This is a genomic window from Klebsiella sp. A-Nf5, assembly GCF_002810545.1.
Taxonomy (GTDB): domain Bacteria; phylum Pseudomonadota; class Gammaproteobacteria; order Enterobacterales; family Enterobacteriaceae; genus Klebsiella; species Klebsiella variicola.
On sequence record NZ_PIOG01000222.1, the window covers coordinates 65,901 to 91,827 of the forward strand.

Below are 25,927 nucleotides of genomic sequence, written 5' to 3' on the forward strand. Positions count from 1 at the left end.
CTATTACCCTTAGGTAGAACATACTTTCCTTCCATTATTATGCATCAGCAGGTGGCCAGCGGAGCTTTCCGCGGCCAATTCGCAAGACGTCCACCAGCCTGGTGTTGCCGGGCACGCGGCCCGAGAACAGGCTGGGCTTGGGATCAACCGCCGACTTTTTGAATGCGGCAATCCGCGAATAGTCTGGCGTCGCCAGCCAAGTCCGTCCGTCCCCCTCGTCAGTGACGATCCGATAAAGACCAGCAATCGGGGCTGTCTCGGTATCAAGCAGACGCTTGTAATGTTCAACAGACCATTTTTGAATGCCTGCGCTGAGGGCTTCGGTTCTGAAATGTGCCCATAGAGAGGCCGTGTCAGGTGTTGGCCAGTCGCCTGCGACGGTATAGGCCGTAATCTCGTCGGATTCAAGCCAAGCTCGCATCTCAAAAGGAGTTACAAATACAGGATTGGCACACTTGATCGCCGCCATCGCCGCGCGCCGCGATGGAAGGCCTGCACGGATCAACATCGCCATCATGAATTGCGGGACGCCTGTTTCAACAACTGCTGCAGCGCCACCAACCACCGTTTCCTGCGACCAGCCGAGAGACATTCGTCGGACACGGACAGCTTCTAATGCCCAAACCAAACGATAGGTGAAAGCCTCTTCGACGACCCGCATGTTCTGCGGTCCGATGTTAACAACATCATCGCCAGACACCCAACTGCGTAGGATGACCTTCCAATTCGTCGGCAGCGCGTTCGCATTGTCGGGAACAAAGGGTCTCATGAACAGCAGACGTTCACCAAGGCCACCGAGGGTGTCGACAAGTTCGTTGACGTCACCGTTCAACGCAGCAGCGTCGGCACGATCGAGGAGTTCAGCTAACTCGTCAGCCATGGCGTCAATGGTGAGACCAGCCTCAAGTCCAACGCCCATGGCAAAATGCCCCCGTCGCGCCTGAGCCGTGGTGGTCTTCCAGATGAGATCGGCACGCGCTTCAAACACCTTCTTATGCAGTGGGATAACGTCCTCATCCTCGCGGGCGATCTGACGGGCCCAGAGTGATCCTCTGAGTGCGTCATCCAAGAGTTTCGGAAGGTCGTTGCGATCAGCATCAAGCGCCTCGATCAGACCAAACACGGTTGCATCAAGGCGTTCGACGATCTGCGAGAGCGGCTCCTCGTCAATGGTTTCTTCCTTATCGTCATCGCTATCACCGCCTTCATCGTCGTCACCAGCTTCGTATTCGCCCCCAGCAGCTAGGCGTTCAGCGACAGCGGCTTCTTCTACGGGAGATCGCCAAGCCTCACGGGCGTTGGCGAGGTATTCCCAAGCGTCATCTCGACCCAGGACACCTTCGCGAGACAGCCGATCAAGGATCTCGGCGACAATCTGGATGAGTCCGCTCTTCAGTGTGCGGGCCTTCGCAGAGGCGACCAGCTCTCTCCATTCTTCCTTTCGCCAATTGATCTCGTCGAACATCACATGGACGATGAGGCCTTCGACGTCCACGAAGGCGCGACCAGCGCGCCCGGCCACATTCGCGAACTCCTCGCCTTTAATCTTCTCAGATGCACGATATAATGCTGGTACTAACAAGACGGCGGCGTTGAGATTGAGCCCCTGCGACAGTGTCGGCGACGCGACGATGACCTTCAGCACCCCCTCTGATAGTAAAACTTCCACCTCACGCAGGAACGGGCTCGGCAGCCGACCGTGGTGGATGGCAACACCCACCCTCAAGCAGGCAACGGCGGGATGGTCTTCGCCCAACCATTCCTTACCGACCTCCAAAGCGCGTGCGATCAACGCATTATCCCCCAGCAGCGAGTCCAGATAGCCACGCCTACATAGGTCCACTACCTGTTTGCCGTAGCTCTCGACCCAATTTGCTTGGGTGGAAAAGATCAGGGTTCGCTTGCCCTGTCCAGCGAATTCCCACGCCGCGAACAAGGCGAGATGCGAATTCTTGCGCGGATAGGGCTTCCTCTCCCGACCCCGCGCCAGTTTTCGTACTACGAATTGGTCGAGGAACGGACCATTGTCATCGAGGTCAAGCCGGAGCAGCGCGTCCTCGCCCCTCCATATTAGCGCGCCAAACCTCTGCCGTGTGGGGCGCCAGTCGGAACGCACAGGCTCACCCGGTTCGTCGGAGCGTATCCATGCGGTGAGATCATCGAGTTCGTCGCCACTCGGCAGAATAGCGGAGAGACAAACAATCCGACGTTCGCCCGCATCCGCGCGTCGAAGCAGACGTTGCACTAACGTTTCGTAGCGGATTTCGCGCTCGCTCGGGCCGATCATGTGCCCTTCATCGAGAACGATCAGACCGACATCATCGATCAGGGATGGGTCACTTCGCAGGGCGAAGTCGAGCTTCTCTGGCGTTGCGATGACGATTTCGCGGGAACGCAGGGCATCTTCATCGCCAGTTGAAAGGCCGCTGGCACCGTAAAGCGAGGAAACACTAAAACCGAGGGGCGCGAAGGTCTTTCTGAAGGATCGCTCGGTCTGGGCGGACAAAGCACGCAATGGCGTGACGATCAACACCCGCCGCTCTGAAGACAAAGTCATCAGAACGGCAATCTCGGCCACCCGTGTCTTGCCTGCGCTGGTCGGCAAAGCGACGACCAAATCGTCGGTGAGGTCCGTGGAACGCTGGGCCGCTTCCAATTGAGACGGCCATAGCTCCACCTCGGAAGTCTTGCGCGCATAGAGCGACGAGATAAACAGCTGACGCAGGTCTGGGTATTTGTCCTCAGCCCCCTCTGGCGGCTCGGTCGGCAGATTCTGATGTAGCGAATGCTGCCAAAGGTCATCAATCAGGTGGCGACAGAGGTTCGAGATCCACCACAAAGGAACATTCTCCGAATTATCTGCCAGACTAACCGCTATGGCGAGCAGTGCCCGTGCGTTCTCAATCGGCTCAGATTCACCTGTCTCGAGTGCGAAGTCAAAATGGGCCAAGGCTCTGCAGATTGTAGTGTTGAGGATGGTCGCTAACACCTCATCAATGTCCCCGTCTTCTCCCCGTAGTACTTCGGCAATCTGTTCATCGTCGTGAGTCTCGTCGTCCAACCACCCGCGAATAAAAGTGCGTAATTGGCCTAGATCGCGCAGGATTAGATGTCGAATAGCCATCTCACCCGGTGATGCATTGAGATCCTGTGACATCTCGTTGAAAAGCGAATAAGCGACGGCAGAAAAGCCAGCCAAGTGATAGGCCGCGGCGGCGATAGTGCGGTAGAACCCGCGGTCTGGAGCCTCTGGATCACCATTGCGAATAAGAGCCTCGAAAGCATTGGCTGCGCGTTCGAATGCCTTACTCGTCAGATTCGAAGCCCCAGCCTGAGCACGCAGGGCCATCGCGCCCCGCAGCAGGGCGAAGCCGTGTTCAGCAAGATCGGTTTCGATTGTCGCGCCGAACTGCTGCGCATTCGGTGGCAGTACGCCTTCCCTGCGCATCAACGACCAAGCCGTACCACGATAGAGGAGACGGCTAAGGATGCCATCGGCGGTTGCGGCCGCAAGGAATGAGGTCAGTTCGTCAATCGTCTCCAAGGTCTTCCGCCTCCTGATACATGGCTGCGATGAAATCCTGGTGATCTTCGATATGGATATTCACGACGTAATGGTCTCGATTGGTGCTCGTGGCATCGAGATCCTTTTTTAGTGACGCGTGGGGGCCGTTGCCCGACATAGTAAAGAGCATGTGATCAATACGGTCGGCGGGAAGCAACTTCAGGCCTACTTCGTCACGGAGACTGCGACCTAGCTCGTTGTCATCAGGATCTTGACTGTCCAACAGCCTATTGGCAACAAATAACAGAGAATCAGGAGTGCAACGACCATTATCGCGGTTGAGTACCTTGCGAGCGCTCGTGACCGTAGCTTTACCCAGCACCTTGTTACTCTTAGCTTCGCCTTTAAGAAGCCAGAGCTTCTCGCCATTGCCGTCATATCCGGCACCAATAAAGTCGTCGCCGCGCATAGCCATGTTGCGGCCGTCCTTATAGCGGAGACGGCGTACAGGAACACGCAGGCCGATCTCTTCCTCAACCAACTCTGTCGCAAGAATCTCGCCGAGATCGCCTGAGCGACTTCTGGACGTCTGAGGCATAGCCTCGCTGAGGATTTTGGCGGCTACCTTGTATCCGAGCCGACTCACGTCCTCAACGATACGTTCGAGTCGGTCGTAATGGGAACGGATAATCTCAGCGAGGTCATCGCGGATATCGTCGCGGCCACCATCCTTTTCGACATAGGTCCAGTAATACTTGCGCTGTTCCTGTTCTTTGGTTGAGTCACACCACCTCTCGTATAGCCCCACTACGCTCCCCCTAAAGTTTCCATGATTTACCGCGTGATTAACTTGACGTTACGATACTCACACATCGCTATCAGTACCGAGAAAAACACCGTATTTTCAATGCAACAGTTTATCTTCAACCCACGTGACCGTAGGCCGACACCTCTCAATACCCCGGCAGATATGTCTCAGCGTCATAACCTGATAGCCAACTGAATAGCGTGGTGACACTGTAATGACAGGGAACTCTGAACACGCCCTCTTTCTCCAGCAACACTGCATTGTTGTAGCAGTCGATCCCATTAACTCCGCTATAAAATTAAAAATATAGGCTCATCTGTTCACCTTTAAATTTTTCTTATTTGTTTTCATTGGATTAAGTGGTGATGGCTTCATCTTCAAGCTTTCACTACTGTTCATCTTAACCCTTCACCTTTTAGATAATAAGGAATAAGGTGAACAGGTGAATATTTAATGAATAGTTTATAAAAAATATTCATCCATTAACTCACTAGTATTAATAGATTTTCAACAGGATGAATAGTGGTGAACACTTCACCTATAAACTTTATTTTGAGTCGAGTCACATGAGGGCATCCATTCTTTCGAGTCTTCGTTCAACATAACATTTGACCGCAATCCTTGTTTTGTCCTGTGCCTCTGGTACGTCTTGCCATATTCCGCCATCGCTCCCGGCATATCTGTACCGAACCTGGTAAGCGATATCGGCTTGCTAAGCCCATTGGCCCGCATATAGGTAAGGTAAGCGTGGTACAGGTAACGACGCGGGTTAGACGGCATAATTTCAGCGTTCCCAATAAACATGCCGTCACAGACAACTGATGTTATCAGGTAGCCGCAAAAGTCCACCAGTGAATCCCCTTCACGTTTAATAACCAAAGCTTCCTCAGATTTCTGTTGTTCATACAGTAACCGCTTTGCTTCATCTTGATCAGCAAACTTGAACAGTAGATAACGAATTACTATCGCCAACTCGCCTTCTATTTTTTTGACCAGCATCGGATCACGTTCATTTTCCGGCACAACTTCGGAAAAATTGAAAATCACCCGGCGCCGGGAAATACCTCCGCTGCGATCGCTAAATGACATAGCATTATTGTTGACTGCCAGCACTACCGCAGAGATGCGAGTGGAGTACGGTGCCTTATGTTTCGGATCGATAGATACTTTGTCCCCGCCGGTTATCGCCTTGATGCCCGCGCCATCACCGGCATAACGCGTCATATCTGGCAGGATAATCAGCGAGTAACCAACCACCAGCGCACGATCCCGCGAATCCTCAAGCGCCTTCATACCAGCTGAAACCGTGTTGACTTTTCCCGCCAGCATTGTACATATTTCCGCGAAAACGCTCTTACCACTGCCCCCAGGACCAGTAACCTCAAGAAAAAGTTGCCAGTCGTAACGATTAGCCAGCACCATAAACAGCGCCGCTAATACGCGATCCGCTTTCCGGTTGTTGTTACCGACAGAACGACTCAACCATTTCCAGAGGTTTGGGGCATGGGTATCCAGCCTTTCACCTTCGACCTGAGCACTGAATGGTAATTCGCTTGCAATCAGAAGCCAGTCATCTTTGTTGTGCTCACGAAATTGAGCGGTACAGGTATCAAATACCCCATTACTGAACCCAATGAGATTACGGGCTGTAATCCCCATAACAGGTAGGCTTAACTTCATGGTTTCGACCGCTGACTTAATACCGTTCTGCGAATAGGCAGTTTTCGCATCAATAAAGATCTGCGCCATTGTTCGTTGTAGCTCTTTATCAGACACAGGCTCCCATACCACGCCGTTATAACAGTGAACGATATCGGAATCGGCATGTACCGCTAACGCGTCGTTGTAACGTGCCATGAGCACTTCTCCGCGCTGGCTTGCTCCCATACGAGAGAGGTCGGTAACTGCCATTCTCAACAATTCTTCAGGCGATGTGGACAAGGTATCCGGCAATATTGTAGAAGCGGGAAACACCCGGTTAATCCGGGTGTCGTCGCACAATAGAACCTTCAGGTTGTCGGGGCCGATTATATTGGCTACCAGTGCCATGCGATATTCGCGCTGTTTTCTGGTATCCGTTGCCAATAGTCCCTTATCGCACAACCACTCGTAAGTAGTTTGGTTGCTATCCATTAGTCGGTAAAGTTCCTTTGTCAACTGACCATACCGGGTAGTGGAGTCCTGATGTTGTTTCATCGCCAGCCCGGCATCTTCCAGTTCAACCTGATGGCCATTCACCCAGCGATATAGGCAGCTGTAAAGCTCATCAGACATGACTTCCTGCATTTGCATCTCTGTTGTCATTCTTGAGGTCTCCTGGTCATGGTGAACTTACCGATCAGAGGTTGGAACCAGTATTTACTACCGTATTTTCGCTTTGCCTCGCGAATGACGTTCAGTGCTGCCTCCCTGAATTTGACTTCATGGACAATAACTCCGGTCTTTTGCCGAACCATCATTACGCCACTGTTCTGTGCTAATGCTTCTGCCTTGCTGGTGGATAGCCCTATTTCTGTTGCCAGCGTGATTAAAGGAGCCATCCCTTCAGGGATGGCCTCTCTGTTTTGCATGGCTGCTAATGCAAGCTCCAGCGATTTTACGCGTTTCACCAACTCATCATGTTGCGATAGGCTTACATGAATAGCTTCCAGGAAGACTCCTTGAGCCGTAGGCGACTCCCTTTGATGTAGTTTTTGGGCGTGAGCGTGCCACGGCCCGATATCGTGCCTATTTAATTTGTTCATACTTAAATCTGGGAAAATAGTTTAGAAATGATAACGAGTTATGAGCTGACGTTTATATCCGCAAGAGGATGGGAATTATCCCCATCCCTGCCTATAACGTTTCATTTACTGACCAGTTTCTTTAAGTCCGACAACCTCCAGCGCAGGCGATTACCAATTCTTACTGGGCTTATCGGTCCTTTGCCATAGCACGCCCAGCAACGTAGCGTCTGCGGTTTCAGCCCTAGGAAGTCGGCGGCTTCATTAGTTGTTAATATCTGGCGTGTTGCACATGCTTCTTGAGGTTGTAATGAGTCTGGCATCGTTCAGAGTTCCTTACTGTTGGGAAGTATTGAGAGCGATGTGAGTAGACAATGAGAACCATGGGTGGAGTAAACCCTGGACCATGGGTAGACTTTTTTATTAATTGATTTTTATAAAATTATTAATGGAGAAAGTTAAATTCACCCAGATATACGGGATGAAACCAACATGGATAAGGGAACGATTTGAGGTAGGGAAAACGCCAGAATAGCGTTGATTGACATACGGCGCGGGTGCTTACAAAGTGCTTACATGAAAGAGTTAGTTAATGAAATTAGCGAGAAGGTTTATCGTAACTTATTGATTGAATGGTGCCGATAATAGGAGTCGAACCTACGACCTTCGCATTACGAATGCGCTGCTCTACCAACTGAGCTATATCGGCCCTGCAAGAGGTGTTCACGAGCGTGAATCACGAGGCAAAAGGTTAGAACTTAGCGGGCGATGCGTCAATAGCCAGTGGAATCAACTGCCTATTTTTGCATCGCCCGTTCTCATTTACGCACGAATGGTATCGTCGCCGAAACCAATCCACTTATAGGTGGTTAACGCTTCCAGTCCCATCGGGCCGCGGGCGTGCAGCTTCTGGGTACTGACCGCCACCTCCGCGCCGAGGCCGAACTGGCCGCCGTCGGTGAAGCGCGTGGAGGCGTTCACGTAGACGGCGGAAGAGTCCACTTCATTGATAAAGCGGTTGGCGTTACGCAGGGTGCGGGTCAGGATGGCGTCGGAGTGCTGGGTGCCATGCTCGCGGATATGGGCGATAGCCTCATCCATATCAGCCACCACTTTGACGTTCAGATCCAGCGACAGATACTCGTCGTCGTACTGCTCCGCTTTCACCGGCTCGACCTTCGCCGGGCCGTTCTGCAGCGCGGGGAGGGCGGAAGGGGCGGCGTGCAGGGTGACGCCGCTCTCGGCCATCTGCTTGCTTAACGCCGGCAGGAAGGTGTCGGCGATGTTGCGGTGCACCAGCAGCGTTTCCACGGTATTGCAGGTACTCGGCCGCTGGGTCTTGGCGTTGACGATGATCTTCAGCGCGGGGGCGATCTCGGCGGTTTCATCAACGAAGATATGGCACACGCCAATCCCGCCGGTGATCACCGGGATCGTTGACTGCTCGCGGCACAGCTTGTGCAGGCCAGCGCCGCCGCGGGGGATCAGCATATCGATGTATTTATCCATCTTCAGCATTTCGCCCACCAGCGCGCGATCCGGGCTCTCAATGGCCTGTACCGCGGCGGCCGGCAGACCGCACTCCTGCAGCGCCTGCTGGATCACCTTCACCGTGGCGGCGTTGGTGCGCCAGGTCTCTTTCCCGCCGCGCAGGATCGCCGCGTTGCCGGTTTTCAGGCACAGGGAGGCGACGTCGACCGTCACGTTGGGTCGCGCTTCATAAATCACGCCAATCACCCCCAGCGGGACGCGGCGACGTTCAATACGCAGACCGCTATCCAGCAGCCCGCCGTCGATCACCTGGCCGACCGGATCGGCCAGATTGCACACCTGGCGCACATCGTTGGCGATGCCGCTCAGACGCGCCGGGGTCAGCGCGAGGCGATCAAGCATCGCTTCACTCAGGCCATTGGCGCGAGCTTCGGCTAAATCTTCCGCGTTGGCGCGCAGAATATCGTCGGTCTGCGCTTCCAGATAATCGGCGATCTTTTCCAGTACCTGGTTCTTTTCCCGGCTGGAGAGTAACGCCAGCTGCCAGGAGGCCGCTTTGGCGGCAATGCCCATTTGTTCCAGCATTTTCAGCTCCTTAACGGATGATCATATCATCGCGGTGGACGGCCACCGGGCCGTATTCATAGCCCAGAATGGCATCGATTTGCTGCGAGTGCTGGCCAGCGATAAGGCGCAGCGCGTCGCTGTTGTAGCGGCTGACACCGTGAGCGATATCGCGTCCTTCGCTATTGCGAATGCGGATCACTTCGCCGCGGGAGAAGTTGCCGCTGACGATTTTGATGCCTTTTGGCAACAGCGAGCTGCCTCTTTCGAGGATCGCCTGAGTCGCGCCCGCATCGACGGTCAGTTCACCGGCCGGCGGGGCGCCGAAGATCCAGCGCTTACGGTTCTCCAGCGGAGACTCCTGAGCGTGGAAGCAGGTGCCCACCGGCAGGCCTTCCATCGCGTGGCCGATGACGTCCGGACGGTTGCCGGCGGCGATAATGGTATCAATCCCCGCACGGCAGGCGACGTCCGCGGCCTGCAGCTTGGTGCCCATGCCGCCGGTGCCGAGTCCGGAGACGCTGTCGCCGGCGATGGCGCGCAGCGCGTCGTCGATGCCGTAGACGTCTTTAATCAGCTCCGCCTGCGGGTTGCTACGCGGGTCGGCGGTGAACAGGCCTGGCTGGTCGGTTAACAGCAGCAGCTTATCCGCCCCGGCGAGGATCGCGGCCAGTGCGGAGAGATTGTCGTTATCGCCCACTTTGATTTCCGCGGTGGCGACGGCGTCGTTTTCGTTAATGACCGGGACGATGCTGTTATCCAGCAGCGCGCGCAGGGTGTCGCGGGCGTTGAGGAACCGTTCTCTGTCTTCCATGTCGGCGCGGGTCAGCAGCATCTGGCCAACGTGAATGCCATAGATAGAAAACAGCTGTTCCCACAGCTGGATCAGACGGCTTTGTCCCACCGCCGCCAGCAGCTGTTTGGAGGCGATGGTGGCGGGCAGTTCCGGGTAACCAAGGTGCTCGCGCCCGGCGGCAATGGCCCCGGAGGTCACGATGACAATACGGTGTCCCATGGCGTGCAGCTGTGCGCACTGGCGCACGAGCTCGACGATATGGGCGCGGTTCAGGCGACGGGACCCGCCTGTTAAAACACTGGTGCCCAGTTTTACCACCAGCGTCTGGCTTTCACTCATGATTCTCTGCCGTTCAAAAGGAATATCGATATCGAGCTGATGTTGTAGCAGGAGTCGGCCCGCTTGCCAACACCCGGGGCGGCGGGCGCGCCATTTTATTGCGCGGGATCGGGCATTCTGGAGAGGGTATGTGACAAAAATATGTCAGATACATTTAAATACTCTTTTTTATAAAAAGTTCCACATTGTCATAAATATTTAATATCCCGGCGTTAAAAAAACTCCTGTTTTTGATGGGCGAGTGCCCGCAATTGAATAGCGCGTATAAATAAATCACCAGGACTGAATAATGAAAAAGAGTACTCTGGCATTAATGATGATGGGCTTTGTGGCTTCAACGGCGACGCAGGCAGCGGAAGTTTATAACAAGAACGCTAACAAGCTGGATGTGTACGGTAAGATCAAAGCCATGCACTACTTCAGCGATTATGACAGCAAAGATGGCGATCAGACTTACGTGCGTTTCGGGATTAAAGGCGAAACGCAGATTAACGATGACCTGACCGGCTATGGCCGTTGGGAATCTGAATTCTCCGGTAACAAAACCGAGAGCGACTCCAGTCAGAAAACCCGTCTGGCATTCGCCGGGGTGAAGCTGAAGAACTACGGCTCCTTTGACTACGGTCGTAACCTTGGCGCCCTGTACGACGTGGAAGCCTGGACCGATATGTTCCCGGAATTCGGCGGCGACTCATCTGCTCAGACCGATAACTTTATGACCAAGCGTGCCAGTGGCCTGGCGACCTACCGCAACACCGATTTCTTCGGTCTGGTGGATGGTCTGGATATGACCCTGCAGTACCAGGGTAAAAACGAAGGCCGTGAAGCGAAGAAACAGAACGGCGACGGCGTTGGTACCTCATTAAGCTATGATTTCGGCGGCAGCGACTTCGCCGTCAGCGCGGCCTACACCAGCTCTGACCGTACCGACGCGCAGAACCTGCTGTCCCGCGGTCAGGGTTCGAAAGCGGAAGCCTGGGCGACCGGCCTGAAATATGACGCCAACAATATCTACCTGGCGACCATGTACTCTGAAACCCGCAAAATGACCCCGATCAGCGGCGGCTTTGCCAACAAAGCGCAGAACTTTGAAGCGGTGGCGCAGTATCAGTTCGACTTCGGTCTGCGTCCATCCCTCGGCTATGTGCTGTCGAAAGGGAAAGACATCGAAGGGGTGGGTAGCGAAGATCTGGTTAATTACGTTGACGTGGGCCTGACCTACTACTTCAACAAAAACATGAACGCCTTCGTGGATTACAAAATCAACCAGCTGAAAAGCGATAACAAACTCGCCATCAACGATGACGACATCGTCGCGCTGGGCATGACCTACCAGTTCTGATTAACCGCAGAACCACCCGCCGCAGCCCAGCTGCGGCTTTTTTTTTTAGCGGCGATTCTTCGCCAGATGCAGGGTGTCGCTGTTCATGGTGATCTGCGCGTTATACTCCTTCGGCAAACGACGCGCCTGATAGAACGCCGATTCCCAGTAAGGGTTGTCCAGCGAAGAGCGCATCACGCCCTGGCTGCTCGAGGCGTGAAGGAAATTATGATCGGTATCGTAAAAGCCAACGTGCATCCCGGCCCGGGTGCGGAAGAAAACCAGATCGCCGGGACGTAAATCGCTCTTATTGACCCGCACGCCCATGTGCAGCAGCTCGCGGGTGGTGATCCGCTCCATCGGCAGGTTAAAGCGATCCTTCAGCGTGCGCCAGACGAAACCCGAGCAGTCGACGCCGCTTTGTTCAGTACCGCCCCATTCATAGGGGGTTCCCTGCCAGGTGTGCATCTGATCATGCAGGGCCGCCACCACCGGGATCAGATCGTCCGATCCGCCGTCAATGGTCATATCCGCATGAGATTTTGTGTTCTTTGCCTGTTTCGGTGAGGAGGAGCATCCTGCCAACAACAAAAAAGGAATTAAAAAGAGAGCATGCGTCAGTTTTGGCTTCATATCGTTATTTTCGAAGTAGCAAGCAGACTGCTTTGTTTTATAGCCGATTAAAAAGAACGGCTGAATAAGCCGAGGCCGCCTTTACGTTTATTTACGATTAAAAATAAACAATCAGGCGAGAGATCACCCATAAAAGGCAGTTGTCACTTCCGAACGGCCTGTGCCAGGATGCTGACAGGAACATTTCACGAGGCATTCCATGACGCATTACGCCATCTCTGGTGAGACTTTGCCCGGCGCCGCTTTCGACGCGGGGTGGATGACGTCTGCGCCTCATCATTGCTTCACCACGCTCTGCCCACCGCCTCCCCCTCCAGACCGGGTTGTTTTCGGCGCTTAACGCCGTCTTTAGCAGGCGCTTACCTGCCGGTATGACGCTTGATACCTTGTGTTTGACGTTCTGGAGCATGCTATGCACGTTCGCTATTCTCTGCTCGCCTCGCAGGCGACAACGGCCATTTTTGTGCTGCTGTGGGGCAGCGCGGCCATCTTCACCCGCTGGGGACTGGACAACGCTTCGCCGATGGCGCTGCTGGTCTTTCGTTTTCTGATTGCCCTGGTCGCGCTGACGCCGCTGGCCATCGCCCGTCGGCGCTGGCTGCCTGCGCCGGGCACCCGCCTGCAGACAGCGGCCACCGGCCTGATGCTGATTGGCGGCTATTCGGTCTGTTACTTCGAGGCGATGGCTAACGGTGTGACGCCGGGACTTATCGCCACAATCATGGGGATCCAGCCCATCCTCACGCTTTGCGTGGTGGAGCGTCGCCTGCAGGGGCGGCGGCTGTCAGGACTGCTGATTGCCCTGGCGGGGCTGGTGCTGCTGGTGTGGCGCAGCCTGGCGGCCTCGCCGATGGCGATGGTGGGGATCCTGTTTGCGCTAGCGGCTCTGCTGCTGATGACCTCTGGCGCGCTGTGGCAAAAGCGCAGCCGTCAGGCGCCGGCGGATGTCCTGCCGCTGCAGTACGCCGTCAGTCTGGGGTTGTGCCTGCTGATTGCCCCGGTCAGCGGCTTCCAGTTTACCGTTAACGCCGGGTTGATTATTCCGGTGCTGTTTCTCGGGCTGCTGATTTCGGTGGTCGCCCAGCTGCTGCTGTATCGTCTGCTGAGCGCGGGAAATATTGTCAATGTCACCAGCCTCTTTTATCTGGTGCCAGCGATCACGGCGCTGCTGGATTATCTGCTGCTGGGCAACCGGCTGCCGGCGGCGGCGATGGTCGGTATGGTGGCGATCATCGGTGGGATTGTGCTGGTGTTCCGCACCACGAAGGTCAGCGCCGGCTGATGGCGAGCCGGGCGCTGCGGCGTCCGGTTCATTTTCCTGTCATCTTTTTTACGCATGCTCCCGGCAGCTTATTTTGATCAACAAGGGAAAGCAGATGGGCAACACGCTGACGATTTTCGATCTCGACAACACCCTGATACAGGGTGATAGCAGTACGGTCTGGAGCCAGTTTATGGTTCGCGAAGGATTAGCGACGCAGAAGGGGTATCTTGCCCGCGAGGCGCGGCTAATGGCGGATTATGACCGGGGGGAGATGAATATCGCCGATTATGTGGCCCTGATCCAGGCGCCGCTGGCCGGAATACCGAAGTCGGACGTTGACGCGCTGGTGGCCCGCTGCGTGCGCGAGGCGATCCTGCCCCGGGTCTATCCGCAGGCGTGGGAGCTCATTCGTCGTTTGCGGGCCGAGGGGGAGCAGATGCTGATTATCTCCGCCTCGGTTAGCCTGCTGGTGCAGGCGGTGGCCGCCGCGCTGGAGATTGATCAGGCGCTGGGCATTGACGTGGCGATGGTCGACGGCGGCTACAGCGGGGTCATTGCCGGGATCCCCAGCTATCAGCAGGGGAAGGTGGCGCGTCTGGCGCAGTGGCGCGAGGCGCATCCGCAGTATGACGGCGAGGTGACTTTCTATACCGATTCCATTAACGATCTGCCGCTGTGCCTGCATGCGGATCGCGTGCGGCTGGTCAATCCTTGTCCGCAGCTGCAGGCGGCGGGTGCCGGATACGGCTGGCCGGTGCTGAGCTGGCGGCTGGAATAGCGGAGCGGATAAATGCTTCTGCGGGTTCAGCTGTTCCAGGCCGGATAAGCTCTGTAGGCCGGGTAAGGCGCAGCCGCCACCCGGCGAAATATCGGCGCAACCGGAGATGTCCCTGCTCGCGCTGCGCTTAGCAGGGCTACCACTCCTGTGTTATTTCCGGGCAGATTGCGCTCCCGGTTAATTTTTCTGCATTCTTTTTTCCATGGGCAGGGAACGTCTCAGCGATGTTGAGGCCGCCAGCACCGGCAGTTTCAGTTGCCCCAGGCTCGGCGGTGATTTGGGGTTGTAGGCCGGGTAAGGCGCAGCCGCCACCCGGCATAAAAGCAGCTCCGTGCCTGATGCCATCGCCCGGCGGCGCAGTTGTTTGCCGGGCCTGGAGACAGTCAGAGCCGGACGAGTAGGCCGGATAAGGCGAAGCCGCCATCCGGCGCAAAGGCGCGCTAGCGTCCGCCCTGATACAGCGGCACCGCGGCGCCGCCGATATAACGACGGCGCAGCCAGGCGGAGAGGGTGTCCATGATCATCACCACCGCCACCAGCAGCAGGGTGATAAACATCACCACATCCCAGTTCCACAGGCGCATGTTCTCGGCATAGATAAGCCCAATACCGCCGGCGCCGACGAAGCCCAGCACCGCCGCGGAGCGGGTGTTGGATTCAATCTGATACAGGCTCAGGGCGAGGAAGGTCGGGAACGACTGGGTAAAAATGCCGAAGCGATGCTTTTGCAGGCCGTTCGCGCCCACGGCGGTCAGCCCGCGCCCGGGGGAGCGGTCCACGGCTTCGTGTCCTTCCGCGTACAGCCGTCCCAGCAGACCGGTGTCCTGCATGATGATCGCCAGCACCCCCGCCAACGGCCCGAGGCCCACCGCGCGCACGAAAATCAACCCCCAGATAGCCATATCGATCCCGCGCAGCACATCAAACAGGCGGCGCATCAGCAGAGCGAGGGTCCCCAGCACCATGCCGCGCATGATGTTGCGGGCGGCAAAGAAGGAGAGCAGCAGCGCCAGCACCGTGGCGGTCAGCGTCCCGGCGAAGACGATAGCCAGGGTGATGCCGATTTGCGTGAAGTAATAGCCGAACGGCCAGTTCCAGAAGTCGTGCCAGACGAACATCCGCGCCAGGTAGCGGCCAATCTGCTGCAGACCGGTGGTCAGCTGCTCGCCGCTGATGCCAAACTGCAGAAAAAACCAGACGTAATAGAGCACGCAGGCCAGCGCCACCAGCCCGACGTAGCGCAGGTAGCGCCCCTGGACCTGATAGAGCTGCTTATGCTGCCGACGGCTGGCGGCGATATCCGGTTGCATGTGCCAGACACTCATTTTTTTCCCTCCAGTACCCACAGGCGCAGACGACCGGACAGCATGTCCAGCGCCGACACCACCAGAATGATCAGCAGCAGGGTGATGCTCACCTGATCGTAGCGGTCGAGTTTGATGTTGGTCATCAGCTCCTGACCGATGCCCCCCGCGCCCACCAGCCCGAGAATCGTCGACGAACGGAAGTTGATTTCAAGCCGCATAAAGCCGTAGGAGAGAAACAGCGGTTTCACCTGCGGCCACAGGGCGAAGCGGATTTTCTGCAGCGGCGACGCACCGCAGGCCGCCAGGCCGCGTACCGGTTTGTTTTGCGCGCTTTCCACCGCCTCGTAGAACAGTTTGGTCAGGCTCCCGACGGTGTGCAGCATCAGCGCCAGAAAGCCCGGGATCGCGCCGATGCCGAACGCCATGACAAAGATCACCGCCCACGCCAGCTCGGGCATGGTGCGCAAAAACGCCACCAGTACGCGAATGGCAAAGCGCACCGGCGCCGGGGTCCAGGCGTTGTTGGCGGCGAGGAACGCGAAGACGGTGGCAATGGCGACTGCCACCAGCGTCGAGGCCAGCGCCAGCTGCAGGGTTTCCCAGATGAGCGGCAACTGGATCGGCAGGCGATAGCCCCACCAGGCCAGCGACCCTTTGGTCTGCACATCGGCGAACAGGTTGCCGGCACTCAGAGGCGGAATGGTCTCTGCCATATAGTCAAAGAAGTGGGGCAGCGAGTGCCAGATGGTCAGCAGATTAAATTCTGCGGCGCTGCCGGCGGCAAAATAGAGCGCCAGCAGGAGTAACGACCAGCAGACGGTATCGCGCTTTTGCCGCGAGCGTACCTGCTGGTAATAGCGTTCAAATTCGGTGTGGGTCGTCTTCATGCGTCGGGGATCTTCAACGTAGCGCCGCCGCTCACCCTGGAGGCAAGCAGGCGGCGTTGAGGCAGGATTAACGCGCGCTCACCAGCTCGCGTTTCATGTCGATAATCTGCTGGAAGTCAGCCACGCTGCCCGGACCGATGTGCTGGGTACCGCCCATCGCTTTGATAAAGCAGGCGTGATCCTCGGTGTCCAGTTTTTTCACCGCCGCCACGACCTTCGCCTTAAAGTCCGCCGGCAGCGCATTGCTCACCAGGATCGGGCCGTTCGGGATCAGCGGCGATTGCCAGATAATGCGGATCTGCTTCATCAGATCCGGATGATCCATGCGAATCAGGCGGTTGAACGCGCCGGTGGTGTAGCCGGTATTGTAATCGCCGACCATCGAGGTCCAGGTGACCGCGCCCGCGAACTGGCCGTTCAGCACGCCGAGGATGTCCTGCTCGTGGCCACCGGAGAAGGTAACGCTGGAGAAGGTATTGTTGTATTTGTTGTCGGCGTTACCGCCAAATTTTTCTTTAAACGCATGGTTAGGGATCAAATAACCGGAAGTGGAGTCAGGATCGGCGAAGCCGAACGCTTTACCTTTTAAATCGTCCAGCGTTTTGTACGGGGAGTCGGCTTTGACGATCACCACGGAGTGATAGCCGCGAGACTGATCTTTATCGTCCACGGCAATGCCGACGATATCCACCGCTTTCGGATTATTGATATAAACCGAGGCGTAAGAGGAGGGGGACATGCTCAGCACCACGTCGACTTTGCCCCCCAGCAGACCCTGGATCACCCCGGAATAGTCGGAAGAGTTACGCAGTTTGGTATCCACGTTCAGCTCTTTATCGAGGAAGGTCTTCACACACTGGTTATCACCGATTTGCTGGGTGGCGTTCTGGCCGCCGAGAATGCCCAGATTCAGCTCTTTCGGCTGCGCTGCCGCCGCCTGCCATGCCATCATCATGCCCGCGACCACTGCGGATAAACGAACTGCGCCAGTCATATATTTTTTCATTATGTTGCCCGTGTGAGTGAAATTAATGCAATTGGCTAACTTCATCGCCGTACAGCTGCTGCAGCACATCCTGCGTCAGCCGGGAGGGGTGATCGTCAAAAATAAGCTGGCCGCTGGCGACGCCGATAACCCGGGTGCAGTAGGCCTTCACCAGCTCTACCGAATGCAGGTTCACCATCACGCTGATGCCCTGCTCGCTAATCTCGCGCAGCACATCCATGATGCGCTGGGTGTTCTTCGGATCCAGCGAGGCGACAGGTTCGTCGGCCAGCAATATGCCGGGGTTTTGCATCAGCGCCCGGCAGATTGCCACCCGCTGCATCTGTCCCCCGGAGAGGTTCTCCGCCCGCTGCAGCGCATGCGGCAGCATGTTCATCCACTCAAGCAGCGCAATGGCGCGCGCCCGATCGGCTTCGGGGAAAATCTTAAACAGCGACTTCAGGGTTGAGGTCTGGCTGAGGCGGCCAAGCAGGACATTGGTGAGCACGTCGAGGCGCGGTACCAGACAGAAGTCCTGAAAGATCATTCCGCATTGACTGCGCCAGGCGTTGAGTGAGCGGCCTTTCAACTTTGAGACATCGTGTGGCGTACCGACTTCCGGATAGCTAAGAATTTCACCGCCGCTGGCGCTGTGCGTACCATTAAGGACATGCAGGAGCGTCGATTTACCGGCGCCGGAGCGACCAATGACCCCGACCATTTCGCCGGCGTGCAGGTCAAAGCTAATGCCGTCCAGCACCTTGTGCTGGGCATGATAGGCTTTAGTCAGGTTACGCACGCTTAAGACCTTCCGCTGCAGGCCTGCATCGAGATCGGTGAACGGCTGGAAATCAGTTTCGGCCACCGCGGCAAGAGAGCTGTTCATAAGAGTGTCCAGGTTCGTCATTAACTGGGCACTATTAATAGGTCTTTATATGAAATTTCGATGACGGTATTGCGAACAAACCGTGAACAGGCGGGAAAGGGCGGGGATGACAGGCCGACCGCGCGGCTCGCTGGCCGCTGGCGAAGCCTTGAAAAGCGGCTATGCTTTCGGGGGACGCAGAGGCAGGTGCACCCGTGACGGCAGGAACCCATCGGCAAAACTCGTTTTATCTTGCTAATGAGGTCTGTTTAATCGAATAGATAATGCGTCTGCCTTTGTTTAGCATTCATCATTCCGCAGAATTAACATATGTATAACTATTTTGTGCGGCAGGTTAATCTATTCATTGGTCTTATGTATTGGTGAATCATCCTGGTTATTGCTAATTTCCAGATTTATATTCTTTATTTTTATATAAATTTAGTCTATTTGATAACTCCATCCGGTGCACCATTAAGAATATTCCTAACATAATAGGGCGAAGATCCTGGGTAATATAAAGCACAAGTAAGAATTGAGGGTTATATTGTCAATAACCTCATGAAAATAAATGTCTTTTTCATCTTCTCAAAAATCCGATATTTTCAGTTTTTGTAAATATTGACCCAGGCACGAAATTGATTGCCTGCCCGCGTGTTGACACTCCATAGGAAAAAACTTAAATTCAACCCATGCCGAAAATAATTAAAATTAAACCCGGCTTATCAAATATTGATAAGTAATGTGTGTCTTATTTAATGGCGATTTATTAAAGGAAGCGAATACGCCAGTTAACTTTGTAGGCCTGGCAAACAGTGAAGTTGTAAAAATGATTACTTCAAGGACTATGAGGTTAAAAACTATATGGAATATAAATGCTGTTCCGATAAGTACATTTGGTCTGCCCATGACTCCTACTTCTATAAAGGGCTATCCGAACTGATTATGGATATCGACGAATTAATTTATCTGTCGTTGGAAAAAATCAGAAAAGATTTTGTTTTTATCAATCTCAATACGGCTTCTTTAAACGAATTTATCAGGCGCGATAGCGAATGGCTATCCGCGGTAAAGGGGAAACAGGTCGTATTGATTGCGGCCAGGAAATCAGAAGCCTTAGCAAATTACTGGTATTACAATAGCAATATTCGCGGCGTGGTATATGTTGGCCTGAGCCGCGATATTCGAAAAGAACTGGCTTACGTCATTAATGGCAGATTTCTCCGTAAAGATATTAAGAAAGATAAAATTACAGACCGCGAAATGAAAATTATCCGCATGACCGCCCAGGGCATGCAGCCGAAATCGATCGCCAGAATTGAAAATTGTAGCGTGAAGACAGTATATACCCATCGGCGCAATGCCGAGGCCAAACTGTATTCCAAAATATATAAGTTAGTTCAGTAACACCCAGGCAAGTTTGTTTTTTTAAATGGTTCACCGGGACATCATGTCCTTAATTCAACTCAGGATGAAAAAGCGATGAAAAAAAAGGTTCTGGCAATAGCTCTGGTAACAGCGTTTACCGGTATGGGTGTGGCGCAGGCTGCTGACGTAACGGCTCAGGCTGTTGCGACCTGGTCGGCGACCGCTAAAAAAGACACCACCAGCAAGCTGGTTGTGACCCCGCTCGGCAGCCTGGCGTTCCAGTACGCCGAAGGCATTAAAGGTTTTAACTCGCAGAAAGGTCTGTTTGACGTGGCGATTGAAGGTGACGCAACGGCGACCGCTTTTAAGCTGACCTCGCGCCTTATCACTAACACCTTAACCCAGCTGGATACCTCCGGCTCCACGCTGAGCGTGGGTGTGGATTATAACGGCGCCGCGGTCGAAAAAACCGCAGATACCGTGATGATCGATACCGCTAACGGCGTACTGGGCGGCAACCTCAGCGCGCTGGCAAATGGCTACAACGCCAGCGGCCGTACCACCGCGCAGGATGGTTTCACCTTCTCCATCATCAGCGGCACCACCAACGGCACCACCGCAGTGACCGATTACAGCACCCTGCCGGAAGGGATCTGGAGCGGCGACGTCAGCGTCCAGTTCGACGCCACCTGGACCAGCTGATCCTTCTGATGCACCAGCAGGGGGGGCTCCCCCTGCTTTTTTCACGGACGGAATTGTTATGAAAAAGCACCTTCTGGCTCTCGGGCTGCTGCTTGTCGGGGTGTCGCCGGCGCAGGCGCTGGATGTCGGCGATATCTCATCTTTTATGAACAGCGGCAGCAGCACGCTGAGCAAAACAATCAAGAACAGCACAGACAGCGGTCGACTGATCAATATCCATCTCGAACGGCTCTCTTCCCCGCTGGATGGTGGGCAGGTTATCCCGATGGATAAACCGGATGAGGTGCTGCTTACCCCCGCCAGCCTGCTGCTACCCGCTCAGGCCAGCGATGTCATCCGTTTCTTCTACAAAGGCCCGGCGGATGACAAAGAGCGCTACTACCGCATTGTCTGGTTCGATCAGGCACTCAGCGATGCCCAGCGCGATAACGCCAACCGCAGCGCGGTAGCGACGGCGTCCGCCCGCATCGGCACCATCCTGGTGGTGGCGCCACGCCAGGTGAACTACCGCTTTCAGTACGCCAACGGCTCCCTGACCAACACCGGGAATGCGACGCTGCGGATCCTCGCCTACGGCCCTTGCCTGAAGGCCGCCGACGGTAAGGAGTGTAAAGAGAATTACTACCTGATGCCGGGTAAATCGCGCCGTTTTACGCAGGTGGACACGGCGAATAAAAAAGGACGGGTTGCGCTTTGGCAGGGTGAGCAGTTTGTTCCCGTGAAATAGACAGTTGTGCAGATGGATAACGACGATGCCTCTACGACGGATTTCCCCAGGACTGAAAACACAGCTTGCCTTCGGCATGATCTTTTTGTTCGTTCAGCCCGACGCCAGCGCTGCTGCCGTACGTGCCCAGCAGATTGGCGGGGTGATTATTCCGCAGGCCTTCAGTCGGGCGCTGCAGGACGGTATGAGCGTCCCGCTCTATATTCATCTTGCCGGCAGCCAGGACACCCGGGACGATCAGCGGATCGGCAGCGCCTTTATCTGGCTGGACGACGGCCAGCTACGCGTCCGGCAGATCCAACTGGAGGAGAGCGAGGGGAACGCCAGCGTCAGCGAACAGACCCGACAGCAGCTGATCGGCCTGGCCAATGCCCCGTTCAGCGAGGCACTCACCATTCCCCTGACCGACAGCGCGCAGCTGGATCTCAGCCTGCGCCAGCTGCTGCTGCAGCTGGTGGTCAAGCGCGAGGCGCTGGGCACCGTGCTGCGCTCACGCAGCGAAGATATCGGTCAGTCCAGCGTGAACACTCTCAGCAGCAACCTGAGCTATAACCTCGGCGTCTATAACAACCAGATGCGCAATGGCGGGAGCAACACCTCCAGCTACCTGTCGCTGAACAACGTCACGGCGCTGCGGGAGCATCACGTGGTGCTCGACGGCTCGCTGTACGGGATCGGCAGTGGTCAGCAGGACAGCGAATTATATAAGGCCATGTATGAGCGCGATTTCGCCGGCCACCGTTTTGCCGGTGGGATGCTCGACACCTGGAACCTGCAGTCCCTGGGACCGATGACCGCTATTTCGGCCGGCAAGATTTACGGTCTTTCCTGGGGGAACCAGGCCAGCTCCACCGTCTTCGACAGCAGCCAGTCGGCCACGCCGGTGATTGCCTTTTTACCGGCGGCGGGCGAGGTGCATCTCACCCGTGACGGCCGGTTGCTGAGCGTCCAGAACTTCGCCATGGGCAACCACGAAGTGGATACCCGCGGCCTGCCGTACGGTATTTACGACGTGGAAGTGGAGGTGATCGTCAACGGTCGGGTGGTCAGCAAACGCACCCAGCGGGTCAATAAGCTGTTCAGCCGGGGACGCGGCATCGGCGCGCCGCTGGCGTGGCAGGTATGGGGCGGCAGTTTCCATATGGATCGCTGGTCGGAAAGCGGAAAAAAGACCCGGCCGGCAAAAGAGAGCTGGCTGGCAGGCCTCTCGACCTCCGGGTCGCTCAGCACCCTGAGCTGGGCGGCAACGGGCTATGGCTACGACAATCAGGCGGTGGGGGAAACCCGCCTGACGCTGCCGCTGGGCGAGTCGATCAACGTTAACCTGCAGAATATGCTGGCCAGCGACAGCTCCTGGAGCAGCATCGGCAGCATCAGCGCCACGCTGCCGGGGGGCTTCAGCTCGCTGTGGGTCAACCAGGAGAGAACCCGCATTGGCGATCAATTGCGGCGCAGCGATGCCGACAACCGGGCGATCGGCGGCACCCTCAACCTCAACGCGCTGTGGTCGAAGCTGGGGACGTTCAGCGTCAGCTACAACGATGACCGCCGCTACAACAGTCATTACTACACCGCGGATTACTATCAGACGGTCTACAGCGGCGCGTTTGGATCGCTTGGTCTGCGGGCGGGGATCCAGCGCTATAACAATGGCGACAGCAGCGCCAACACCGGGAAATATATCGCCCTCGATCTCTCGCTGCCGCTGGGCAACTGGTTCAGCGCCGGGATGACCCATCAGAACGGTTACACCATGGCTAACCTCTCAGCGCGTAAGCAGTTTGATGAAGGCACCATTCGCACCATCGGCGCCAATCTGTCGCGGGCCATCTCCGGCGATACCGGGGATGACAAAACCCTCAGCGGCGGGGCGTATGCCCAGTTCGACGCCCGCTACGCCAGCGGCACGCTGAACGTCAACAGCGCGGCAGACGGCTACGTCAACACCAACCTTACCGCCAGCGGCAGCGTCGGCTGGCAGGGCAAAAACATCGCCGCCAGCGGACGAACCGACGGTAACGCCGGGGTGATTTTCAACACCGGGCTGGAGGACGATGGTCAGATCAGCGCCAGGGTTAACGGGCGGATTTTCCCGCTCAGCGGCAAACGTAACTACCTGCCGCTCTCTCCCTATGGCCGCTATGAGGTGGAGCTACAGAACAGCAAAAACTCGCTCGACAGTTACGACATCGTCAGTGGGCGCAAGAGTCATCTGACTCTCTATCCGGGCAACGTCGCGGTGATTGAGCCAGAGGTGAAGCAGATGGTCACCGTCTCCGGTCGTATTCGTGCAGAAGACGGCACGCTGCTGGCGAATGCGCGGATTAACAACCATATCGGCCGTACCCGGACCGATGAAAACGGCGAGTTTGTCATGGACGTGGATAAGAAATACCCCACTATCGATTTCAGCTACGGCGGCAATAAAACCTGCGAAGTGGCGCTGGAGCTCAGCCAGGCGCGCGGCGCCGTCTGGGTCGGGGATGTGGTCTGCAGCGGCCTCTCGTCGTGGGCGGTAGTGCAGCAGACAGGAGAAGAGAATGAAAGTTAATGCACTGATGGCGCTGGCGATCCTCGCGCTACTCTGGCCGGCAGCCGCGCTCAGAGCGGCGGTGTCCAAGACCACCTGGTCGGATGCGCCGGCGCGCGAGTTTGTGTTTGTTGAAAACAACTCCGACGACAACTTTTTCGTCACCCCCGGCGGGGCGCTGGATCCGCGCCTGACCGGCGCTAACCGCTGGACCGGCTTAAAATACACCGGTTCCGGCACCATCTATCAGCAAAGCCTCGGCTATATCGATAACGGCTACAACACCGGGCTCAATGCCAACTGGAAGTTTGATATGTGGCTGGAAAACTCGCCGGTTTCGCACCCCTTAACCGGCCTGCGCTGCATCAACTGGTACGCCGGGTGCGATATGGCTACCAGCCTGATCCTGCCGCAAACCACCGACGCCAGCGGGTTTTATGGCGCGACGGTGACCAGCGGCGGCGCGAAGTGGATGCACGGCATGATGTCGGACGCGTTTTATCAATATCTGCAGCAGATGCCGGTCGGCGGCAGCTTTACGATGACCATCAATGCCTGCCAGACCTCGGTGAACTACGACGCCAGCAGCGGTGCACGCTGTAAGGATCAGGCCTCCGGTAACTGGTATGTGCGCAACGTCACCCACACCAAAGCGGCGAACCTGCGGTTGATTAATACCCACTCGCTGGCGGAGGTGTTTATCAACAGCGACGGCGTGCCGACCCTGGGAGAGGGGAACGCCGACTGCCAGACGCAGACCATCGGCAGCCGCGCAGGATTAAGCTGTAAGATGGTCAACTATACCTTGCAGACCAACGGCTTAAGCAACACCTCGATCCATATTTTCCCGGCGATCGCCAACTCGTCGCTGGCCTCGGCCGTCGGGGCGTACGATATGCAGTTCAGTCTCAACGGCAGCTCATGGAAGCCGGTGAGCAATACCGCTTATTACTACACCTTCAACGAGATGAAGAGCTCAGACTCAATCTATGTTTTCTTCTCCAGCAACTTCTTTAAGCAGATGGTGAACCTCGGGATCAGCGATATCAACACCAAGGATCTGTTCAACTTTCGCTTTCAGAACACCACCTCGCCGGAGTCAGGCTGGTATGAGTTTTCCACCTCCAATACGCTGATTATCAAACCCCGTGATTTCAGCATCAGCATTATCTCCGACGAATATACCTCGGCGCCGTCGCGCGAGGGATATGTCGGCAGCGGCGAACCGGCGCTCGATTTCGGCTACATCGTCACCACCAGCGGTAAAACGGCCGCCGATGAAGTGCTGATCAAGGTGACCGGACCGGCGCAGGTGATTGGCGGGCGTTCCTACTGTCTCTTCAGCTCCGATGACGGTACGGCGAAAGTGCCGTTCCCGGCGACGCTCTCTTTTATCACCCGCAGCGGGGCGACGCAGACCTACGATGCCGGGTGCGATGACAGCTGGCGGGATATGACTGATGCGCTGTGGCTGACCACACCATGGACCGATATCTCCGGCGAAGTGGGGCAGATGGATAAGACCACGGTGAAATTTTCGATTCCGATGGATAACGCCATTTCGCTGCGGACGGTAGACGATAACGGCTGGTTTGGTGAAGTCAGCGCTTCAGGAGAGATTCATGTCCAGGCGACGTGGCGCAACATTAACTAAGGCCCTGCTGACGGTGGGCTGCCTGCTGGCAGCGCCGCTGGCGCAGGCGATCTCGGTCGGCAACCTGACCTTTTCCCTGCCGGCCGAAGCGGATTTCGCCAGCAAACGGGTGGTCAACAACAATAAAAGCGCGCGGCTGTACCGCATCGCCATCAGCGCCATCGATCGCCCGGGCGGCAGCGAAGTACGCTCCCGGCCGGTGGATGGTGAGCTGCTGTTCGCCCCCCGCCAGCTGGTGTTGCAGGCAGGTGAGAGCGAGTACTTCAAATTTTACTATCATGGCCCGCGGGATAACCGCGAGCGCTACTATCGGGTCTCGTTTCGCGAAATCCCCACCCGTAACCTGACGAGGCGCAGCCCGACCGGCGGCGAGGTCAGCATAGAGCCGGTGGTGGTGATGGATACCATTCTGGTGGTGCGCCCGCGCGAGGTGCAGTTTAAATGGTCTTTCGATAAGGTGGCCGGGACGGTGAGCAACACCGGTAATACCTGGTTTAAATTGCTGATTAAACCCGGATGCGATTCGACCGAAGAGGAGGGGGACGCGTGGTATTTGCGTCCTGGCGACGTGGTTCGCCAGCCGGCGTTGCGCCAGCCGGGGAACCACTATCTGGTTTATAACGACAAATTTATTAAGATCAGCGATACCTGCCCGGTGAAGCCCCGCCCCGCGGAGTGAG

The 25,927-nt window shown here is 56.2% G+C and carries 21 protein-coding genes and 1 tRNA gene; 9 read left to right on the plus strand and 13 right to left on the minus strand.

What is annotated here, in order from left to right; all coding sequences use genetic code 11:
• Window positions 1–37: 37 nt before the first annotated feature.
• The 8 genes from CWM53_RS20800 to proB form a co-directional block, all read right to left on the minus strand.
• Complete coding sequence (locus CWM53_RS20800) at window positions 38–3,544, minus strand: DEAD/DEAH box helicase (RefSeq protein ID WP_100729407.1); 3,507 nt, start codon at window positions 3,542–3,544, stop codon at window positions 38–40.
• Window positions 3,531–4,313, minus strand: a complete 783-nt coding sequence (locus tag CWM53_RS20805) for a DUF1837 domain-containing protein (protein WP_100729406.1) — start codon at window positions 4,311–4,313, stop codon at window positions 3,531–3,533. The genes CWM53_RS20800 and CWM53_RS20805 overlap by 14 nt, the downstream gene beginning before the upstream one ends.
• Window positions 4,314–4,847: 534 nt before the next feature.
• Window positions 4,848–6,617, minus strand: a complete 1,770-nt coding sequence (locus tag CWM53_RS20810; protein ID WP_100729405.1) for a DUF5906 domain-containing protein — start codon at window positions 6,615–6,617, stop codon at window positions 4,848–4,850.
• Entirely contained in the window at window positions 6,614–7,057 is a 444-nt protein-coding gene (locus CWM53_RS32410) for a hypothetical protein (protein WP_394817915.1), read from the minus strand. The genes CWM53_RS20810 and CWM53_RS32410 overlap by 4 nt, the downstream gene beginning before the upstream one ends.
• Before the next feature lie 101 nt (window positions 7,058–7,158).
• Window positions 7,159–7,359 carry a helix-turn-helix domain-containing protein gene (locus tag CWM53_RS32415; RefSeq protein ID WP_100729404.1) on the minus strand — a complete coding sequence of 67 codons (201 nt, stop codon included), beginning with the start codon at window positions 7,357–7,359 and terminating at the stop codon, window positions 7,159–7,161.
• A gap of 310 nt (window positions 7,360–7,669) precedes the next feature.
• Window positions 7,670–7,745, minus strand: a tRNA-Thr gene (locus CWM53_RS20825).
• Window positions 7,746–7,858: 113 nt separating this feature from the next.
• A complete protein-coding gene (proA, locus tag CWM53_RS20830; protein WP_008805305.1) occupies window positions 7,859–9,112 on the minus strand; it encodes a glutamate-5-semialdehyde dehydrogenase in 1,254 nt (417 codons plus the stop codon).
• Window positions 9,113–9,122: 10 nt separating this feature from the next.
• Entirely contained in the window at window positions 9,123–10,226 is a 1,104-nt protein-coding gene (gene proB / locus CWM53_RS20835; RefSeq protein WP_008805306.1) for a glutamate 5-kinase, read from the minus strand.
• A 289-nt stretch (window positions 10,227–10,515) separates the two neighbouring features.
• Between proB and phoE the strand changes: the two genes are divergently transcribed.
• Window positions 10,516–11,568, plus strand: coding sequence for a phosphoporin PhoE (gene phoE / locus CWM53_RS20840; protein WP_100729403.1), 1,053 nt, complete (start codon window positions 10,516–10,518; stop codon window positions 11,566–11,568).
• A 45-nt stretch (window positions 11,569–11,613) separates the two neighbouring features.
• On the opposite strand, the gene CWM53_RS20845 is transcribed toward phoE, so the two are convergent.
• Window positions 11,614–12,180 carry an NlpC/P60 family protein gene (locus CWM53_RS20845; RefSeq protein WP_100729402.1) on the minus strand — a complete coding sequence of 189 codons (567 nt, stop codon included), beginning with the start codon at window positions 12,178–12,180 and terminating at the stop codon, window positions 11,614–11,616.
• Window positions 12,181–12,592: 412 nt separating this feature from the next.
• Between CWM53_RS20845 and CWM53_RS20855 the strand changes: the two genes are divergently transcribed.
• Both CWM53_RS20855 and CWM53_RS20860 read left to right on the plus strand, forming a co-directional pair.
• The gene (locus CWM53_RS20855; protein ID WP_100631405.1) at window positions 12,593–13,462 is read left to right on the plus strand and encodes a DMT family transporter; all 870 of its coding nucleotides are present in this window, start codon (window positions 12,593–12,595) and stop codon (window positions 13,460–13,462) included.
• 94 nt (window positions 13,463–13,556) lie between these two features.
• On the plus strand, window positions 13,557–14,222 hold the full coding sequence (locus CWM53_RS20860) for an HAD family hydrolase (protein WP_023322122.1): 666 nt from the start codon (window positions 13,557–13,559) through the stop codon (window positions 14,220–14,222).
• Between the two features lie 440 nt (window positions 14,223–14,662).
• Here the strand turns inward: CWM53_RS20860 and phnE (CWM53_RS20870) are convergent, their stop codons facing one another.
• The 4 genes from phnE (CWM53_RS20870) to phnC form a co-directional block, all read right to left on the minus strand.
• On the minus strand, window positions 14,663–15,547 hold the full coding sequence (phnE, locus tag CWM53_RS20870; protein WP_100631407.1) for a phosphonate ABC transporter, permease protein PhnE: 885 nt from the start codon (window positions 15,545–15,547) through the stop codon (window positions 14,663–14,665).
• On the minus strand, window positions 15,544–16,416 hold the full coding sequence (phnE, locus tag CWM53_RS20875) for a phosphonate ABC transporter, permease protein PhnE (protein WP_038422156.1): 873 nt from the start codon (window positions 16,414–16,416) through the stop codon (window positions 15,544–15,546). The genes phnE (CWM53_RS20870) and phnE (CWM53_RS20875) overlap by 4 nt, the downstream gene beginning before the upstream one ends.
• A gap of 67 nt (window positions 16,417–16,483) precedes the next feature.
• Window positions 16,484–17,422, minus strand: a complete 939-nt coding sequence (gene phnD / locus CWM53_RS20880) for a phosphonate ABC transporter substrate-binding protein (RefSeq protein ID WP_032691132.1) — start codon at window positions 17,420–17,422, stop codon at window positions 16,484–16,486.
• Between the two features lie 22 nt (window positions 17,423–17,444).
• Window positions 17,445–18,287, minus strand: a complete 843-nt coding sequence (gene phnC, locus CWM53_RS20885; RefSeq protein ID WP_061155629.1) for a phosphonate ABC transporter ATP-binding protein — start codon at window positions 18,285–18,287, stop codon at window positions 17,445–17,447.
• Between the two features lie 843 nt (window positions 18,288–19,130).
• On the opposite strand from phnC, the gene ecpR reads away from it, so the two are divergent.
• The 6 genes from ecpR to CWM53_RS20915 all read left to right on the plus strand — a co-directional run bounded on the left by ecpR (window position 19,131) and on the right by CWM53_RS20915 (window position 25,926).
• Window positions 19,131–19,673: an ECP biosynthesis operon DNA-binding transcriptional regulator EcpR gene (gene ecpR / locus CWM53_RS20890; RefSeq protein ID WP_061155628.1), complete on the plus strand. Its 543-nt coding sequence runs from the start codon at window positions 19,131–19,133 to the stop codon at window positions 19,671–19,673.
• A 75-nt stretch (window positions 19,674–19,748) separates the two neighbouring features.
• Window positions 19,749–20,336, plus strand: coding sequence for a common pilus major fimbrillin subunit EcpA (gene ecpA / locus CWM53_RS20895; RefSeq protein ID WP_012542737.1), 588 nt, complete (start codon window positions 19,749–19,751; stop codon window positions 20,334–20,336).
• Between the two features lie 58 nt (window positions 20,337–20,394).
• Complete coding sequence (locus tag CWM53_RS20900) at window positions 20,395–21,063, plus strand: fimbrial chaperone EcpB (protein WP_008805316.1); 669 nt, start codon at window positions 20,395–20,397, stop codon at window positions 21,061–21,063.
• 25 nt (window positions 21,064–21,088) lie between these two features.
• Entirely contained in the window at window positions 21,089–23,614 is a 2,526-nt protein-coding gene (gene ecpC / locus CWM53_RS20905) for a fimbrial usher EcpC (protein ID WP_100631409.1), read from the plus strand.
• Entirely contained in the window at window positions 23,604–25,247 is a 1,644-nt protein-coding gene (ecpD, locus tag CWM53_RS20910) for a fimbrial adhesin EcpD (protein ID WP_061155624.1), read from the plus strand. The genes ecpC and ecpD overlap by 11 nt, the downstream gene beginning before the upstream one ends.
• The gene (locus tag CWM53_RS20915; RefSeq protein ID WP_100729400.1) at window positions 25,216–25,926 is read left to right on the plus strand and encodes a fimbria/pilus periplasmic chaperone; all 711 of its coding nucleotides are present in this window, start codon (window positions 25,216–25,218) and stop codon (window positions 25,924–25,926) included. Before ecpD ends, CWM53_RS20915 begins: the two co-directional genes overlap by 32 nt.
• Window position 25,927: the final 1 nt, after the last annotated feature.